This window comes from Neorhizobium turbinariae (assembly GCF_023223505.1).
In the GTDB taxonomy this organism is placed as follows: domain Bacteria; phylum Pseudomonadota; class Alphaproteobacteria; order Rhizobiales; family Rhizobiaceae; genus Neorhizobium; species Neorhizobium turbinariae.
The window spans coordinates 26375-44294 of the sequence record NZ_JALPRY010000015.1; the positions used below are offsets into that span (position 1 = coordinate 26375).

The 17920-nt window shown below is 60.9% G+C and carries 17 protein-coding genes; 16 read left to right on the forward strand and 1 reads right to left on the reverse strand.

Annotated elements, in window-relative coordinates:
• Positions 1-26 precede the first annotated feature (26 nt).
• The 10 genes from frr to lpxB all read left to right on the forward strand — a co-directional run bounded on the left by frr (position 27) and on the right by lpxB (position 10378).
• A complete protein-coding gene (frr, locus tag M0654_RS13525) occupies positions 27-584 on the forward strand; it encodes a ribosome recycling factor (RefSeq protein ID WP_118849599.1) in 558 nt (185 codons plus the stop codon).
• Positions 585-633: 49 nt separating this feature from the next.
• A complete protein-coding gene (locus M0654_RS13530) occupies positions 634-1377 on the forward strand; it encodes an isoprenyl transferase (protein WP_118849600.1) in 744 nt (247 codons plus the stop codon).
• A complete protein-coding gene (locus tag M0654_RS13535; protein WP_248683589.1) occupies positions 1377-2210 on the forward strand; it encodes a phosphatidate cytidylyltransferase in 834 nt (277 codons plus the stop codon). Before M0654_RS13530 ends, M0654_RS13535 begins: the two co-directional genes overlap by 1 nt.
• A 41-nt stretch (positions 2211-2251) precedes the next feature.
• Complete coding sequence (gene rseP / locus M0654_RS13540) at positions 2252-3373, forward strand: RIP metalloprotease RseP (RefSeq protein WP_248683590.1); 1122 nt, start codon at positions 2252-2254, stop codon at positions 3371-3373.
• 196 nt (positions 3374-3569) lie between these two features.
• Positions 3570-5939, forward strand: a complete 2370-nt coding sequence (gene bamA / locus M0654_RS13545) for an outer membrane protein assembly factor BamA (RefSeq protein WP_248683591.1) — start codon at positions 3570-3572, stop codon at positions 5937-5939.
• Between the two features lie 48 nt (positions 5940-5987).
• Positions 5988-7052 (forward strand): UDP-3-O-(3-hydroxymyristoyl)glucosamine N-acyltransferase, encoded by a 1065-nt coding sequence (gene lpxD / locus M0654_RS13550; protein WP_248683592.1) that lies wholly within the window; start codon positions 5988-5990, stop codon positions 7050-7052.
• Positions 7045-7509 carry a 3-hydroxyacyl-ACP dehydratase FabZ gene (fabZ, locus tag M0654_RS13555; RefSeq protein WP_118849605.1) on the forward strand — a complete coding sequence of 155 codons (465 nt, stop codon included), beginning with the start codon at positions 7045-7047 and terminating at the stop codon, positions 7507-7509. Before lpxD ends, fabZ begins: the two co-directional genes overlap by 8 nt.
• Positions 7506-8321, forward strand: a complete 816-nt coding sequence (lpxA, locus tag M0654_RS13560) for an acyl-ACP--UDP-N-acetylglucosamine O-acyltransferase (RefSeq protein ID WP_248683594.1) — start codon at positions 7506-7508, stop codon at positions 8319-8321. Before fabZ ends, lpxA begins: the two co-directional genes overlap by 4 nt.
• Before the next feature lie 6 nt (positions 8322-8327).
• Positions 8328-9212, forward strand: a complete 885-nt coding sequence (locus M0654_RS13565; protein WP_248683596.1) for an LpxI family protein — start codon at positions 8328-8330, stop codon at positions 9210-9212.
• On the forward strand, positions 9209-10378 hold the full coding sequence (gene lpxB / locus M0654_RS13570; protein ID WP_248683597.1) for a lipid-A-disaccharide synthase: 1170 nt from the start codon (positions 9209-9211) through the stop codon (positions 10376-10378). Before M0654_RS13565 ends, lpxB begins: the two co-directional genes overlap by 4 nt.
• Before the next feature lie 12 nt (positions 10379-10390).
• Here lpxB and M0654_RS13575 read toward each other — a convergent pair whose 3' ends face one another.
• A complete protein-coding gene (locus M0654_RS13575; protein WP_248683598.1) occupies positions 10391-10744 on the reverse strand; it encodes a DUF4087 domain-containing protein in 354 nt (117 codons plus the stop codon).
• Positions 10745-10929: 185 nt separating this feature from the next.
• Between M0654_RS13575 and M0654_RS13580 the strand changes: the two genes are divergently transcribed.
• The 6 genes from M0654_RS13580 (at position 10930) to M0654_RS13605 (ending at position 17907) form a co-directional block, all read left to right on the forward strand.
• Positions 10930-11568 (forward strand): TetR/AcrR family transcriptional regulator, encoded by a 639-nt coding sequence (locus M0654_RS13580; protein WP_118849609.1) that lies wholly within the window; start codon positions 10930-10932, stop codon positions 11566-11568.
• A 40-nt stretch (positions 11569-11608) separates the two neighbouring features.
• Positions 11609-12628 carry a ketol-acid reductoisomerase gene (gene ilvC / locus M0654_RS13585; protein WP_118849610.1) on the forward strand — a complete coding sequence of 340 codons (1020 nt, stop codon included), beginning with the start codon at positions 11609-11611 and terminating at the stop codon, positions 12626-12628.
• 182 nt (positions 12629-12810) lie between these two features.
• Complete coding sequence (locus tag M0654_RS13590; protein ID WP_248683600.1) at positions 12811-14037, forward strand: aminotransferase-like domain-containing protein; 1227 nt, start codon at positions 12811-12813, stop codon at positions 14035-14037.
• 169 nt (positions 14038-14206) lie between these two features.
• Complete coding sequence (locus tag M0654_RS13595) at positions 14207-15187, forward strand: ABC transporter substrate-binding protein (protein ID WP_248683601.1); 981 nt, start codon at positions 14207-14209, stop codon at positions 15185-15187.
• A gap of 12 nt (positions 15188-15199) precedes the next feature.
• Entirely contained in the window at positions 15200-16894 is a 1695-nt protein-coding gene (locus M0654_RS13600; RefSeq protein WP_248683602.1) for an ABC transporter permease, read from the forward strand.
• The gene (locus tag M0654_RS13605; RefSeq protein ID WP_248683604.1) at positions 16882-17907 is read left to right on the forward strand and encodes an ABC transporter ATP-binding protein; all 1026 of its coding nucleotides are present in this window, start codon (positions 16882-16884) and stop codon (positions 17905-17907) included. The genes M0654_RS13600 and M0654_RS13605 overlap by 13 nt, the downstream gene beginning before the upstream one ends.
• Positions 17908-17920: the final 13 nt, after the last annotated feature.

Consider the following 17920-nt stretch of genomic DNA (forward strand, 5'->3'; position numbering starts at 1 on the left):
CCAGGAAAAGTTAAGGGAGTATTCGGATGAGTGGAATTGATCTTAGTGACATCAAGCGGCGCATGGATGGTGCAGTCGCCGCATTCAAGAACGATATCGCATCTCTGCGTACCGGCCGTGCGTCGGCCAACATTCTCGACCCGGTAACGGTTGAAGCCTATGGATCGCGCGTGCCGCTGAACCAGGTTGCCAACATCACCGTGCCGGAGCCGCGCATGCTCGGCGTGTCCATCTGGGACAAGTCCATGGTGGGTGCCGTCGATCGCGCCATCCGCGAATCGCATCTCGGCCTCAACCCGATCGTTGACGGCCAGAACCTGCGTATTCCGCTTCCGGAGCTTAACGAAGAGCGCCGCAAGTCGCTCGTCAAGGTCGCCCATGACTACGCCGAAAAGGCCAAGGTGGCGGCTCGCCACGTGCGCCGCGACGGCATGGATGGACTGAAAAAGGCGGAAAAAGACGGGGTAATCGGCCAGGACGAAAGCCGCGCCCAGTCGGAAAAAGTACAGAAGATGACGGACGAGACGATTTCGGAAGTCGACCGCTTGCTTGCCGAGAAAGAAAAGGAAATCATGCAGGTCTAGCTGGCGCAGGCCACCCTGTTACTTGGCCTGCTGAAGGAAACGCATCGAAATGGCGAAGCTTGAACTTGCGATAATTCCTCAACACGTTGCCATCATCATGGATGGCAACGGGCGGTGGGCCAACAAGCGTGGGCTGCCGCGCACTGTCGGGCACAGCAAGGGCGTCGAGGCCGTTCGCGAGACCGTACGTGCCGCGGGCGAGGCGGGCGTCAAATATCTGACGCTGTTCGCCTTCTCGTCTGAAAACTGGCGCCGGCCCGAAAGCGAGGTGAACGACCTCCTGGGCCTGCTGCGCCGGTTCATCCGTCGCGACCTGGCTGAACTGCACCGTGAAAACGTGCGAATCAAGATTATCGGCGAGCGCGAGAACCTGCGTGGCGACATCCTTCCGCTTCTTCTGGAGGCGGAGGAAACCACCAAGTTCAATACGGCCCTGACGCTGGTGATCGCCTTTAACTATGGTGCCCGCAACGAGATTGCGCGCGCCATGGCCAAGCTTGCCACGCAGGTGGAGCAGGGCGCCCTCAAGGCGTCCGACATTGATGTCGAGATGATAAGCCGCAATCTCGACACCGCTGAAATCCCCGACCCGGAACTGATCATCCGGACGAGTGGCGAAGAGCGACTGTCGAACTTCCTGCTCTGGCAGGCGGCCTATTCAGAGCTCGTCTTCATTCCCGACTACTGGCCGGATTTCGACCGCAGGCTCTTCAACCATGCGCTGGAGATCTTCGCCTCGCGTGACCGTCGGTTCGGTGGCTTGTCGACCAAGACCGCTGCGGTGGTTGGTTGATGAGCGGGGAACTCAAGCGTCGCATTCTTTCCGGGATCGTTCTGGCGGTCGTCATCCTGGCGGCGACCTACTATGGCGGAAACTGGTTCCGCCTTGTCGCGGCGCTCACGGCGCTGCTGATCTATTACGAATGGTCAACGATGACGCGGCTGGCGGAGCGCAACTTCCGCACCAATGCCTTCGGTTGGGTCATCATCGGGCTTTTGGCTGCCGACCTTGTCCTCAATGAAGGCGTCTTCAGCGTACCGGTTTTGGGTGGTGCAACGATCACAGCGATCCTTCTGGTTCTCCTCGGGCGAGCCAACTGGTGGCTCCCTGGCGGCATCGTCTACTCCGGCCTGAGCGGCATCTCGCTTGCTGCAATCCGCGCCGATGACCAGGCCGGCCTGATGGCGATGCTGTTCATCTTCGCGGTCGTCTGGGCGACCGACATCCTGGCCTACTTCGTGGGCCGCGCCCTGAAGGGTCCAAAGCTTGCGCCGCGAATCTCACCCGGCAAGACCTGGTCCGGTGCGGTCGGCGGTACCGTTTCGGCAATCATCGCGAGCTCGGCTCTGACGCTTGTCGTCTTTTCGCGCCTGTCGCTGTGGACGATTGTCATCGCCTTTCTGCTCTCGGTCGCGAGCCAGATTGGTGATCTCTTCGAATCCTTCATCAAGCGCCGGTTCGGCGTGAAGGACTCAAGCCACCTCATCCCGGGACACGGCGGCGTGATGGATCGGGTCGATGGCCTCGTTTTCGCCTGCTTCGCAGCGTTTTTGCTGTCTGTAGCGTATTCGGCCCTGGCGGGCCGTCCCGAAATGCCCGTAGCGGCCTTCCTGTTTGGATTCTGACGTCCATCGACGGTCGATACATTTGTGAAACGGAAACTTCGATGGCCATCTTCAGCTTCCTCACCGGCTATATCATTCCCTTCATTCTGGTGCTGTCCCTGCTCGTCTTCGTGCACGAGATGGGCCACTACCTGGTGGGTCGCTGGTGCGGAATCCGCTCGACCGCTTTCTCTGTTGGATTTGGCCCGGAGCTTGTCGGTTTCACCGACAAACATGGGACGCGATGGAAGCTCTCGGCCATCCCACTTGGCGGCTATGTGAAATTCTACGGCGACGACGACGTCGCCAGCATGCCGGATGCCAGCGGGCTGGAAGGACTGTCCGAATCCGAAAAGGCGCAGACGCTTGCCGGCGCAAAGCTGTGGAAAAGAGCGGCCACGGTCGCTGCCGGTCCAATTGCCAATTTCATCCTGGCGATTGCAATCTTCGCCATTCTCTTCAGCGTCTATGGCAAGGTCATTGCTGACCCGGTCGTCGCCGAAGTGCAGCCCAACAGTGCGGCCGAGGCTGCCGGCGTTCTGCCGGGCGACCGGCTGGTGGCGCTCGATGGGACCCGCATCCGCACCTTCGACGATGTCCGCCGTTATGTCAGCATCCGGCCGGAGACGCCCATCACCGTGACCGTCGAGCGCGACGGCCGCGACATGGACCTGCCGATGGTGCCGAAGCGCTCGGAAGTGACCGACCAGTTTGGTAACAAGGTTGAACTTGGGCTGATCGGGATTGTCACAAACGAGCAGCGCGGCAACTTCCGCGTCGAGACCTTTTCGCCGATCCAGGCGGTCAGCGAGGGCGTGAAGGAAACCGGGCACATCATCACCGGCACCTTCCGTTATATCGGCAATCTCGTCACGGGACGCATGAAGGCGGACCAGCTCGGCGGGCCGGTGAGGGTGGCCCAGGCATCCGGCCAGATGGCGACCTTGGGCTTTGCCGCGGTGGTGCAACTGGCTGCCGTCTTATCGGTATCGATCGGCCTCCTGAACCTCATGCCTGTGCCAGTTCTGGACGGCGGGCATCTCGTATTTTACGCGATCGAGGCGATCCGCGGACGCCCGCTCGGCGCCGGCGCTCAGGAGATTGCCTTCAGGATTGGGCTTGCCATGGTGCTTAGTCTCATGGTCTTTGCGACCTTCAACGACATCACCAACCTGATCGGTTAACGCTTAAAAACAGGCGAAATAACAGTTTGTTGACCATGTTTCCAACAGTTGCGTGGCCATTGGGCCACGGCTATGAAGGAAGTAAATAGAAATTAACGCGATAGCTTGCTTGTAGGGCAAAAGAAGGTAAAACCACACACGTGGCCGGAGTCGGGTTCCGCCCGCCGAGGGACAACGGGAAAAGGTAAAGATTGAAATGAAGGCTGGTTCAAAGTTTTTGAACGCAGTGTCGGCGGTTGCGCTGTCTGCTAGTGTTGTTGCCCCCGGCGCAGGTGTTGTGTTGCTTGCCTCCACCCAGTCTGCCGAGGCTGCAGTCGTGCGCAACATTGCTGTGCGCGGCGCTCAGCGGGCAGGCGAAGAGGCTGTTCGTTCCAACCTCACGATCCGTCCCGGTGTGAGTTTTTCCAATAGCGATGTCGATGAATCCGTCCGTCGCCTTTACGCAACCGGCTACTTCTCAGATGTGAAGATCGCTGTTTCCGGCGGCACGCTGGTCGTGACGGTTAGCGAAGCGCAACTGGTCAACACGGTTGTCTTCAACGGCAATCGCAAGATCACCGACGAGAAGCTGCAGGCTGCTGTTCAGACCCAGCCGCTCGGCCCCTACACCGAAACCATGGTGAATGCCGATATCGAGCGTCTGCGCCAGGCGTATAGCGCCATCGGCCGCAGCGACGTTCAGATCACGACGCAGGTCGTGCCGGTGGGCCAGGGTCGCGTTAACCTTGCCTTCGTGATCAACGAGGGCGACCGCACCAAGATTGCTGATATCGATTTCGTCGGCAACCAGGCTTATGGCGACAGCCGCCTGAAGGCCGTTATCCTGACGAAGGAATCCGGTCCGCTGTCGTTCCTGACCCGTAAGGACGTCTATAGCGAAGACAAGCTGCGTGCCGACGAGGATGCGCTGCGCCAGTTCTACTACAACCACGGCTATCCTGACTTCCGTGTGATCTCGTCGAACGCCGTGCTCGACGAAGCCAACAACAAGTACAACATTACCTTCACTGTCGAAGAAGGCCAGCGCTACCAGTACGGTCCGATCGGCGTCGAATCGACGGTTGACGGCATCAGCGGCCAGGACCTTCAGGGTCTCGTGCAGACTCGTGAGGGTGCCACCTACGACGCTCGCGAAGTCCAGAAGACGATGGAAGCGATCTCGCGTCGTGTTGCCTCTGCCGGTTATCCGTTCGCACGCGTCACACCGCGCGGCGACCGTAACCTTCAGAATGGCACGATCGGCGTAACCTATCTCGTCGACCAGGGCGAGCGCGCCTATGTCGAGCGCATCGAAGTGCGCGGCAACACCCGCACGCGCGACTATGTCATTCGCCGCGAGTTCGACTTCAGCGAAGGCGACGCCTTCAACCAGGAAATGATCTCGCGCGCCAAGCGCCGCCTCGAAGCGCTGGGCTACTTCACCAAGGTCAATATCTCGACCTCGCAGGGCAGTTCGCCAGACCGCGTTGTCGTTATCGTTGACGTGGAAGACCAGGCAACCGGTTCGTTCGGTATCGGTGCCGGTTACTCCCCGGGCAGCAGCGGCAATGGCTTCCTGCTCGAGGCTTCGGTTGAAGAAAAGAACTTCCTTGGTCGTGGCCAGTTCATCCGCGTCGCCGTTGGTGGCGGTCTTGAGGATGCTCGCACCTACAACATCTCGTTCACCGAGCCTTATTTCCTCGGTTATCGTCTGGCCGCCGGCTTCGACCTCTTCAAGAACCGTACGTCGTCCAACGACTACTACGACTACGACGAACAGGGCGTAACGCTGCGCGTAACGGCGCCGATCACCGAAGATCTGGCAACGACCTTCCGCTACACCTACAAGCAGATCGAATACGGCAACGATGGTGCCTATGGTGCGGACAATCTGCCGTTTACGGCTGATGACAACCTGTCCTATCCGTACATCTCGATGGTGGACAAGGGCGAGTTCGTTCAGTCGTCGATCTCGCAGACGCTGACCTACAACACGCTCGACAGCACCACGCTGGCACGTGAAGGTATCTACGCGACGTTCACGCATGAATATGCGGGCCTTGGCGGCGACTCCGACTTCTACAAGATCTCGGCGCGTGCGCGTTACTTCCACACGCTCTCGACCGAAGCCGACCTGATCGGCTCGATCGCGATCGGCGCCGGCCATGTGTTCTCAACGGGTGACCGCCTGCGCGTCTTCGATCAGTTCACTCTGGGTGGCCGTCAGGTTCGTGGCTTCGAGAACGACGGTATTGGTCCGCGCACGGTTGATCACGGCGATCCGCTTGGCGGCACGACCTACTTCACCGCATCGGCTGAAATGACGATGCCGATGCCGGCAATTCCGGAAGACTTCGGGCTCCGCGCTGCAGTCTTTGCTGACGCCGGTACGCTCTATGGCAACAAGGTCGATCTCGGCACCAGCACAGCGCAGGGCACCGACATGACCTGGCGTGCATCGGTCGGTGCGGGCATCATGTGGGCCTCGCCGTTCGGCAACATCCGCTTCGACTATGCGCATCCTGTGGTGAAGGAAGACTTCGACGAGACCCAGGAATTCCGGTTCAGCATGGCGAACCAGTTCTGATCGTTTCCGCCCGCTCGTCGGGCGGAAATCCGCTCCGGAGCCTGGCTTATGGACCATAATGAATTTTTTCCGCCCCATGGTGGCGTGAGCCTGCGAGAGCTGGCCGCCCATCTTGGGGCCGATCTGCTTGATCCGTCCGCAGGCGATCGCATCATCCGTTCGGTCGCGCCTGTCGCTCGGGCGGTCGAAGGGCAGATCTGCTACATCATTTCCCGCAAGAGCCGCGACGAACTGGCGACCTGCAAGGCATCGGCGATCATCTGCGATGCTGCGCTCCAGAGCGTGGTGCCGGAAGGCATCGCGGTCCTCGTCAGCAAGATGCCGCATGCCGCCTTCGCGATGGCCGGTGCTTTCCTGCACCCGATCGCAATGCGCCCGTCTCCGGTGACTTCGACTGGAGGGATCTCTCCGGCGGCCTTCATCGACCCCACAGCCAAGTTGGAAGCGGGTGTTGAGGTTGAGCCGATGGCTGTTATCGGTGCACGCGCCGAGATCGGCAGCGGCACCCGCATCGGGGCCGGCAGCGTGATCGGCGCTGACGTCAAGATCGGCCGCGACTGCACAATCGCCGCAGGCGCCAGCATTGTCGCTTCCCTGATTGGCAACAACGTCATCATCCACAACGGCGCACGGCTCGGGCAGGATGGCTTCGGCTTCGCGCCCGGACCCCGCGGTATGCTGAAGATCGTTCAGGTCGGCCGCGTCATCGTCCAGGACAATGTCGAGATCGGCGCCAACACGACCATCGACCGTGGCGCGATGGATGACACTGTCATCGGCGAAGGCACGAAGATTGACAACCAGGTGCAGGTTGCCCACAACGTCCGCATTGGCCGTCATTGCGGCATCGCGTCGGGTGTCGGCATCGCCGGGTCGACAAGGATTGGCAACGGCGTGCTGATCGGCGGTGCTGCCGCCATCAATGGCCATATCACCATCAACGACGGCGTACAGATCGCAGCGTTCAGCGGTGTTGTCGCGAGCGTGCCGGCAGGCGCGGTTTATGGCGGTGTGCCGGCCCGGCCGATCAAGGACTTCCTGCGGGAGATGGCCGAGAAGATGGCCCAGTCTGATGAACGGGCGAAGCGTAAAGGAGAGAAGAACAATGACTGAAGAGACCAAGCCGGAACTCGGTGCGGCCGATATTCAGGAAATCATGAAGCTGCTGCCCCATCGCTACCCGTTTCTTCTGGTCGACAAGATCATTGATATCGACGGCGACAACTCGGCGATCGGCATCAAGAACGTGACGGCAAGCGAGCCGCATTTCGCGGGCCATTTCCCGGACCGTCCGATCATGCCGGGCGTGCTTCTGGTCGAAGGCATGGCCCAGACGGCTGGCGCGATCTGCGCGCGCAAGGACGGCGAGGGCGGCCATCTCGTCTATTTCATGACGATTGATAACGCCCGTTTCCGCAAACCGGTGGTTCCCGGCGACCGGGTGGAGTACCATGTCACCAAGCTGAAGCAGCGCGGCAACATCTGGAAGTTCCACTGCGATGCCAAGGTAGATGGCGCGCTGGTGGCTGAGGCAGATATCGGTGCAATGATGCGCAAGGGCGAGGAATGAGCGGGATCGCAGCGAGTGCGCAGATTCACCCCATGGCGGTGGTCGAGGACGGCGCTATCCTCGGCGAGAACGTCGTCGTGGGTCCGTTTGCGCATGTGGGCCCGCGCGTTGTCCTGAAGGATAGCACGAAGCTGCACTCGCACGCGGTCGTGACGGGGAAGACGGAAATCGGCAGCAACTGCCAGATCTTTCCGATGGCGGTCATTGGTGGCGTGTCCCAAAGCCTTCATGAGGCAGGTGAGGAATCGTCACTAACAATCGGCGATAACTGCACGATCCGTGAAGGTGTTACGATGAACTGCGGCACCGTCGGTGGTGGCGGCAAGACGGTCGTCGGCAGCAACTGCCTGTTTCTCGCCAACTCGCACGTGGCGCATGACTGCCAACTGGGCAGTGACATCATCATGTCGAACAACGTCATGCTGGCTGGCCACGTCCATGTCGCCGATCGTGCCATTCTCGGCGGCGGATGTGCCGTGCATCAGTTCACGCGAATTGGCCGTCAGGCCTTCATCGGCGGACTGTCCGCGGTCAATTACGACGTGATCCCGTATGGAATGCTGAACGGCAACCCTGGTGTGCTGGGCGGACTGAACGTCGTCGGCATGAGCCGCGCCGGCATCGAACGTTCAACGATCCACGTCGTCCGCCGCGCGTACAAGGCGATCTTCGAAGGCGAGGGAAATATCCGCGCCAACGCAGCCGCCATTCGCGATGAATATGCCGATAGCAAGGAAGTCATGGAAATCCTCGACTTCATCGCCGCCGCAAGCGACCGGGCAATCTCGTCGCCCTTCCGCAACAAGAGCTGATCGGCTGTGGCCGATCAGCGGCAATCTCCTGCGGCGGGCCGGCTCGCCATCATCGCTGGAGACGGTTTCCTACCAATCTACCTGGCGCAGGCAGCGCGCGATGCGGGTGACGAGCCGCTGATGATCCGGCTTCGAAATGAAGCGGCTCAGGCCTTCGAAGGCTTCGAGACCGTCACCGCAAGCATTGCCGATATAGCCGGCTTCGCCAGCATCTTTCGCCAACATGGGATCAACCGGGTCGTCCTGTCGGGTGCGGTAAAACGCCGGCCGGACTGGCGCGATATCCGTCCGAACTGGAAGGCGCTGCGCCAGCTTCCGTCGCTGGTCGGCACGCTGATCTCGGGCGGAGACGATGCGCTTCTGCAGGCGGCGATAGGCATCATCGAGGCGCAGGGATGTACCGTAGTGGGCGCACACGAGATTGCGCCAGCGCTGCTTGCCCGCGTCGGCGCGCTCGGCATCCATCAACCGAGTGACGATGATCAGCGTGACGTGACGAAGGCGGCCGAGGCCGCAACCAAGCTCGGTGAACTCGATATCGGGCAAGGTGCGGTCAGTATCGGCGGTCGCGTTGTTGCCCTTGAAGGGGTCGAAGGGACCGACCAGATGTTGCACCGGGTTGCAGTGCTGCGCGCAGAGGGACGGATCTCAGCCCGTCGCAAGGGCGTTCTCGTGAAGCTCTGCAAACCTCAGCAGGATATGCGGGCCGACCTGCCATCGATTGGACCCTCGACGGTCGAAAATGCGGTGCGCGCGGGTCTGGCTGGCATCGCCGTCGAGGCAGGACGCTCGCTCGTGCTTGAGGAAGACAAGATGGTTGCAGCCGCAAACGAGGCCGGAATTTTCATTTGCGGCATCGACATGGGGTTGCCGGACGGAGGCTTGTCATGACCGGACCATTGAAAATTGGCGTCGTGGCCGGCGAGGTCTCCGGCGACCTGCTTGGTGGAAATCTTGTTGCCGCACTCAAGGCGCCCCGGGGGGATGAGATCGAACTGGTCGGCGTCGGTGGAGAGGCTCTGCAGGCGCAGGGGCTGAAATCCCTGTTCGACTTCTCCGAGCTTTCGATCATGGGTTTGACGCAGGTCCTGGCGCGCTTGCCAAACCTGATCAAGCGCATCAACCAGACGGCTGCGGCGATTGTCGCCGCAAAGCCTGATGTGCTCGTGATCATCGACAGCCCCGATTTTACGCACCGCGTCGCGAAGAAGGTGCGCGAGGCGCTGCCTGACTTGCCGATCATCGACTATGTCTGCCCCAGCGTCTGGGCGTGGAAGGAGTATCGTGCCGAGGCGATGCTCGATTACGTCGACCATGTCTTGGCCGTGCTGCCTTTCGAGCCGGAAGCGATGCAGCGCCTCGGTGGTCCGCCCACCACGTTTGTCGGCCATCGTTTGACGGATGATCCTGCCGTGCTCAAGGTTCGCGGTCTTCGGGCAGAACGTCCGCTTCCCCTGGAAGGCGAGCAAAAAACGATTCTTCTGCTGCCGGGCTCGCGGTCCGGGGAGATCAAGGCGCTGCTGCCGATCTTCGCTGAGGCTGCGCGTCAGTTTTCGGAGCGCAATGGTCCGACGCGGTTCCTCCTGCCCACGGTGACCCGCCAGGAGGCTCTAGTCCGTTCGCTGGCGGCGGAGCTTGGCCTCAACGCCGAGATAACGGTCACAACCGACGCAAAATGGGATGCCTTTGCCAAAGCTGATGCTGCAATTGCAGCCTCGGGCACCGTCATCCTCGAACTGGCGCTGTCGAACGTTCCGGTCGTCTCCGCCTATAAGGCCGACTGGCTGATCACCCTGATGTCGAAGCGCATCAAGATCTGGACCGGCGCGCTCCCGAACCTCATCACCGACTATCCTGTCGTTCCGGAATACATCAACGAAGTCGTGCGACCGGCGAGCCTCTGCCGTTGGGCCGAGCGACTTTCCTCCGACACACTGCAGCGCCGGGCGATGATGGAGGGTTTCGACCTCACGTGGCAACGGCTGCAGGTTCCTGCGCCATCGGGAGAGGCGGCCGCGGATGTGGTGTTGAGCGTCCTGTCCCAGCGCAACCGATAGGCGGCGCACCCTTCAGCCCTTGAACTTCAGCGCCTTGTCATTGCGGCACTGCGACAGCTTGAGCTGCCTGAACGAGATGATCCTGGTGATGCGTTCGTCTCCGTCTGTTTCGACGGAGAGGCAAGCGCAGGCATAACCATAGTTCCCGTTTGTCCTGACATACTCCTTCTCCGAGATGTCCGGGATCAGGTCCATTCCCTCCGGCTCCTGGTCATCCGGCCCCTGTGTCATGATCACCCAAGTCTTGTCGCGGTCATCGAGCCACCAGTTGCGCGGCGTCGGGTTGGAAATCCAGCCGCAGCGAGTCTCGGCCGCCGGGGCAAGTGAGGGCAGGGCGGCGAGCGTGGCCGCCGCCAACAAGATCATGACGTTTTTCAAGATGCTTTCCCCTCCATGGATGGGGTTGATCATAAGCGGAATCGAAAAAAGCGATAGGGCGTTCGTGACCGCTTGACGATGGCGCTGGATCGGCTATAGGAACGGAACCGTACGGTACGGTACGTGAAGAATTTGAGCCTGAGAGTTGAGCAGTGAGACCCGAGACGAGTGACATGCCCGAATTTTCGCCGCGGCAGAACGAGGTTCTGGAGCAGGCACTTCGGTTGCTTGTAGAGGGTGGTGAAAAGGCGCTGACGACATCTGGCTTGGCGCGCGCCGCCAACTGCTCCAAGGAAAGCCTCTACAAGTGGTTCGGCGATCGTGAAGGCCTGCTTGCCGCCATGATCGCCTATCAGGCCTCCAAGGTCCGCACCCAGGAACGGTCCGGCGAACGGCTGACGGCGCCGCTTCTGCGAGACCACCTGGAGCTTTTTGCTCGCGACCTTCTTGAAGTTCTGTCGGGTGATGTCTCGCTGGCGCTGAACCGCCTGGCGATCGGCCAGTCGCATCGCGAAGGCTCCAAGCTCGGAAAGCTGCTGCTTGAGCATGGGCGCCGGCAGATCGATCGCCGCGCCATGGCCCTCATGGACCAGGGGAAGCGGGCAGGGCTGCTGCGTTTTGACAATGCCGATGCCGCCTATCACACGCTTTACGGGCTGATCGTTTCCGACCTGCATGTGCGCATGCTGATCGGCGAACCGGGCCTCAAGGACAATGCGCGGCAAGCGCAGAAGGCAGTTGATGCCTTCCTGGTCCTGCATGGCACGCATAACCAATCTGCTGATGCGCAACGCGCCTCGGCTGGACGCTAAACCAAGAACCAAACACACACGCATAGGGAAGGATCTTAAGATGCGCGTTTATTACGATCGTGACGCTGATCTCAATCTGATCAAGTCGAAAAACGTTGCCATCATTGGCTATGGCTCGCAGGGTCGCGCGCACGCGCTGAACCTCAAGGACTCGGGCGCCAAGAACGTGGTGATCGCGCTCAAGGCCGGCTCGCAGACCGCCAAGAAGGCAGAAGCCGACGGCTTCAAGGTCATGACCGTTGCAGAAGCTGCCAAGTGGGCAGACCTGATGATGATGGCGACCCCTGACGAACTGCAGGCTGACATCTACAAGGACGAGATCGCTGCCAACATCCGTGACGGCGCTGCTATCGCTTTCGCTCACGGCCTCAATGTTCACTTCGGCCTGATCGAGCCGAAGGCATCGGTCGACGTTGTCATGATCGCGCCGAAGGGCCCCGGCCACACGGTTCGTGGCGAATACCAGAAGGGCGGCGGCGTCCCCTGCCTCGTGGCCGTTCACCAGAACGCTTCCGGCAACGCGCTTGAACTTGCTCTCTCCTACGCTTGTGGCGTTGGCGGCGGTCGTTCGGGCATCATCGAAACCAACTTCAAGGAAGAGTGCGAAACCGACCTCTTCGGCGAACAGGTCGTTCTCTGCGGCGGTCTCGTCGAACTCATCCGCGCTGGTTTCGAAACGCTGGTTGAAGCCGGCTACGCACCGGAAATGGCATATTTCGAATGCCTGCATGAAGTGAAGCTGATCGTCGACCTGATCTATGAAGGCGGCATCGCCAACATGAACTACTCGATCTCCAACACGGCAGAGTGGGGCGAATACGTCACCGGTCCGCGCATCATCACGGAAGAAACCAAGGCCGAGATGAAGCGCGTGCTGAAGGACATCCAGACCGGCCGCTTCACCTCCGAGTGGATGCAGGAGTACCGTTCGGGCATGGCTCGCTTCAAGGGCATTCGTCGCAACAACGACAGCCACCAGATCGAAGAAGTTGGCGCAAAGCTGCGCGGCATGATGCCTTGGATCGGCAAGAACAAGCTGGTCGACAAGGCCGTCAACTAAGCTTCTGAAGTATGATAAGACCACGGCTGGAGCGAGAGCTTCGGCCGTGGTTTTTTGTGACTAGACCGCGGGAGTAAAAGCAGCAAAAATTTTGCTCCACGGCGCGATAGGTCAGTATTGCTGACCTGTCGATGTTTCTGTAATGTATCCACATAACAAATTGAAATATGAGGAAACATCCGATGCTCGATTGGGAACAAATCTTCGCCTCACGCTCCAGCCGCATGAAGGCATCGGAGATTCGCGAGCTCCTGAAGCTGCTCGATCAGCCTGACATCATTTCCTTTGCCGGCGGCATTCCGGACCCGGCGCTCTTCCCGGACGAGGCTTTCAAGGAAGCTTATGCCGACATCTTCTCCAGCGGGCAGGTAGGCTCGGCACTGCAGTACTCGGTCAGCGAAGGCTACAAGCCATTGCGTGAGTGGATCGTCGCCGAGGTGGCCAGGATTGGCATCGACTGCACCGCGGACAACGTCTTCATCACCTCCGGCTCGCAGCAGGCGCTCGATTATCTCGGCAAGCTGTTCCTGTCGCCGAAGGATACGGCCCTCGTCACCTGGCCGACCTATCTCGGCGCGCTTTCAGCCTTCAACGCCTACGAGCCGACCTATGACAAGCTGTCGCTGAACGGCAACCGTACGCCGGAAGCCTATCGCGAAACGGCGGCAAAGGCAGGCGGCAGCGTCAAGTTCGCCTACCTTTCCTCCGACTTCTCCAACCCCACCGGCGAGACGGTTGATCTCGCAGGCCGCCAGAAGCTGCTCCAGCTCGCAGACGAGCTTGACATCGCCATTCTTGAAGACGCGGCCTACCAGCACCTGCGCTATGATGGCGAAGCGGTCGCGCCGATCATGGCGCTGGACATCGCCCGCAATGGCGGGATCGAGAACACACGGACCATCTATAGCGGCAGCTTCTCCAAGACCTTGGCGCCGGGCCTTCGCGTCGGTTTCGTGATCGCTTCCATGCCGGTCATCCGCAAGCTGGTGCTGATGAAGCAGGCGGCAGACCTTCATTCGTCGACGATCAACCAGATCGCTATCGAACATGTTGCGTCGCGTGGCTTCGATGCCCAGGTTGCGAAGATCCGCACCGTATACAGCCGCCGCCGTGACGTGATGCTCGCTGCCATGGACAAATACATGCCGAAGACGGCCACCTGGACACGCCCGGAAGGCGGCATGTTTGTTTGGGTGACGCTGCCGGAAGGGCTGGATGGCGCAGAGCTGCTGGCAAAATCGATCGCGACCGAGCGCGTCGCCTTCGTCCCGGGCAAGGCTTTCTACGCGGACGGCAGCAATGCCAATACGCTGCGCATGAGCTTCTCCTGTGCCGATGACGCGATGATCGAGGAAGGCATCAAGCGGCTGGGCCGCCTGATTGCTAACGCGCTTCCCGCTGCAGCTTAACAAATGATCTGCGAGACCTGCCGCCGTTGCGGGGCAGGTCTGGTGGTGCCGACAGGCGTTCGGCGAGCTTCATTGCATTTCCTTGAAAATAAGGGTGTTGGGTGAGCTTGTCAAATGCCTGTCAAGCAAGGATGGTTATGGTCCGCTTGAATTCACCAGGGACCCCTCGATGACGAAGCTTCTTTCCGCGTTTACTGCCCTTGTTGCCTTTGGATCGATGTCAGGTGCGAACGCAGCTGATCTTGTGGTCTATACCAGCCAGCCGAACGAGGATGCCCAGGCAACCATCGACGGGTTCAAGGCTGCCAATCCGGGCATCGATGTCCAGTGGGTGCGCGATGGAACGCCGCAGATCATGGCAAAGCTGAATGCCGAGATCCAGGCGGGCAATCCGGTGGCTGACGTTCTGCTGATCGCGGATACGGTCACCCTGGAGCGTCTGAAGCAGGCGGGTCAGCTGCTGGCCTATAAATCACCGGAAGCGGTGAACTATGATGCAGCTCTTTATGATGCCGATGGCTATTATCATTCCACCAAGCTGATCACCACCGGCATCATGTACAATACGCAGGCGGGGATGAAGCCGAAAAGTTGGGCGGACCTCGCCAAGCCCGAGGCCAAGGGACTTGTCACCATGCCAAGCCCGCTCGCATCCGGCGCGGCGCTCATTCACGCACAGACGCTGGCAGGCGTCTCCGAGCTGGGCTGGGACTACTACAAGAACCTCAAGGAAAACGGTGCGGTTGCTGCAGGCGGCAATGGCGGCGTGCTGAAGGCTGTTGCGACTGGCGAGAAAGCCTATGGCGTCGTGGTCGACTACATGCCGATCCGCGAGAAGGCCAAGGGCGCACCGATCGAGTTCGTTTTCCCGACAGAAGGGGTCTCGGCGGTCACCGAGCCGGCGGCCATCCTGTCCTCCACGAAGCACGCGGACGACGCAAAGAAGTTCATCGACTATCTCCTTTCGGAAGACGGGCAGAAGACAGCCGTCAAGCTGGGCTATATTCCCGCCCGCAACGGCATTGACCTGCCGGCAGGTTATCCCTCCCGTGACCAGATCAAGGTGCTGCCGATCAACGCCGCCGAAGCGCTGAAGAGCTCGGAAAAGGACCTGAAGACCTTCGCCGATATCTTCGGTCTCAAAGGCTGATATAAGCGCCGGATGATGCGAGTGCAGAATCGTGGAAACAGCCAGCCGCGCTGGCTGTTTCCTTTTGTCCTTACCGTAATATGTCTCCTGAGCGTGCTGCCGCTGGCAAGGCTTGCGGTAACGGGCGTCAGTTCCGCGCTGCAGGGCCGCATGGGCGACTTGCTGACCGATGCGGTAGTGTGGCACGCGCTCTACAACACGCTGGTCACTTCGTTCTGGGGCATGGTCGCCGCCGTGATCCTGGGCGGCGCCTTCGCGCTGCTGCTGACCCTGTTCGACATTCGTGGAAAGGCGGCGCTCGGTTTCCTGTTCATGCTGCCGACGATGATCCCGCCGCAGGTGACGGCACTGTCATGGATCGGCATGACGGGCCCATCGAGTACGCTGCTGAAGGCGCTCGGCCTCGCGCCGCCGCTTGGCTCGCCGCAGCCGCTCTATTCGATTGGCGGTATCGCGTTGCTGTTCGGTGTGCAGAACGCACCACTGGTCTTCCTGTCGCTGCGTGCAGGGCTGCTTGCCCTGCCGCGCGATGGGATCGAGGCCGCACGGCTTTCAGGCGCATCATCCTGGCAGGTGATGAAGCATATCATCCTGCCTCTGTCTCTACCGGGACTGGCGGCTGGAGCGGCGATCGCTTTTGTATCCTGCGTCGGGAATTTCGGCATTCCCGCGATCCTCGGCATCCCGGCGTCGATCTACACGCTGCCGACGCTGATCTACACCAAGTTCGCGACCTTCAACGCGGGGACCTTCGGCGAGGTGTCGGTACTGTCGGCCATGATCGGCATCCTTTCGATTATCGGTCTGGCGGTCGAGGAAAGGGTGCTCCGCGGCCGCGATTATCGCGTCATCGGTCTCACCGGCCAGGCAGCCGTGTTTCGCATGAACGGATGGCGCTGGTTTGCCGAACTCGGCCTCTGGCTGACGATCGTGGTGATCCTTGTCATGCCGGTGACCGCGCTTGTGGCAAGTTCGTTGGCGCCCGCCTATGGCGTGCCGCTGAACCTGTCCACCGCGACCCTCCATGCCTATGAAGAGATCCTCTTCCGCCAGTCGATTACCCGCACCGCCTTCACGAACTCCATCTCCTTGTCGCTGGCGACCGCTTTTGGTCTCCTGGTGGTGACAGTGCTTACGGGCTACTTCCTGGTCCGCAGTGGCAGCAGGCTCGCTCCGGTTCTGGCGGCTCTTGCAGAGATCCCCTATGCGCTGCCGGGCATCGTGCTCGCCGTCGCGCTGATCCTGCTCTTCGCCGCGCCGCTGCCGATCGTCGGGATCTCGCTCTACGGGACGATCTGGATCATCCTGATTGCCTATTTCTCCAGCTTCTTCGCGGTCAGCCTGAAACCCGTCGTGAGCGCCTTCCGGCAGATTGACCCGTCGCTCGAGGAAGCCGCCCGGCTTGCCGGTGCGGATTTTTGTCGCCGCCTCACCGACATTATCGTGCCGCTGATCGCGCCGGCGGCCGGCGCCTCCGTGATCCTCGTTTTCCTGATCGCCTGCAACGAACTGACGGTCTCGGCCCTTCTCTGGTCGGCTGGTACCCAGACGCTTGGCGTAGCGATCTATAACCTCGACGACAGTGGCAGTTTTAACCTCGCGTCCGCGCTTTCGGTCCTCGTCGTGCTCATGGTGGTCGCCATGATGCTGGTGCTGGAGACGATGGCAAATCGACTGCCCAAAGGTGTGGTGCCATGGCGAAGCTGATCCTCAATCATCTGTCGAAGACCTTCCACCTGGGTGGCACGGCAGCCGTGCGCGACCTGTCGCTCACGGTGCGAGAGGGCGGCTTTCTGGCGCTGCTCGGGCCCTCCGGCTGCGGCAAGACCACCGTTTTGCGCATGATCGCGGGCTTTGAGCAGCCGACAGACGGGTCGATCCTGCTTGGCGAGCGCGTGCTGGCAGATGCCAGCGAGATGGTGCCGCCCGAACATCGCAACATGGCGATGGTGTTCCAGTCCTATGCGCTGTGGCCGCATATGAGCGTGGCGGAGAACGTCGGTTATCCGCTCAAGGTGCGCGGCGTCTCCAGCGCCAAGCGCCAGGCGAAGGTGCTGGAGGCACTCTCGGCGGTTCGCCTCGAAGCTTACGCGGATCGGCGCCCGGCCGATCTTTCGGGTGGGCAGCGGCAACGCGTGGCATTGGCACGGTGCCTCGTCACCGAGCCTGACGTTGTCCTGCTGGACGAGCCGCTCGCCAACCTCGACCGTCACCTGCGGCAGGAGATGGAAGAAACATTCCGCGAATTCCACGCGCGCTCTGGCGCCACGATGATCTATGTGACGCATGACCAGGCGGAGGCGATGGCGCTCGCCACGGACGTCGCCGTGATGTCGGAAGGCCGGTTGCTGCAGATGGCGACGCCTGAGGATCTTTATGCGCGCCCGGAAGGACGCCTTGTCGGCAGCCTTGTCGGGCAGGGCGCGATCCTGACGCTTGCGTCACCACCGGGTGCCCAGCGCCAGCTCGACTGGGCGGCGTTGAAGGCGTTGTACGAAGAACGGGGAATGACGACCGCTGAAGTTCTCGTGCGTCCGCAGGACGTCGAGGTCTCCGCCGACGGTTTGCCGGCGACCGTGAGTTCAGCCCTGTTCGAGGGGGAGCGCTATGCGCTTCGCCTGACCCTTGCCGACGGCCAAATGCTGCGGGCCTTTTCGCGCAGCCCGGCCAAGATCGGCGACCAAGTTTCTGTCGTCATTCATTCCGGTTGGAGATTGTAGCCCGCTCCCTCTG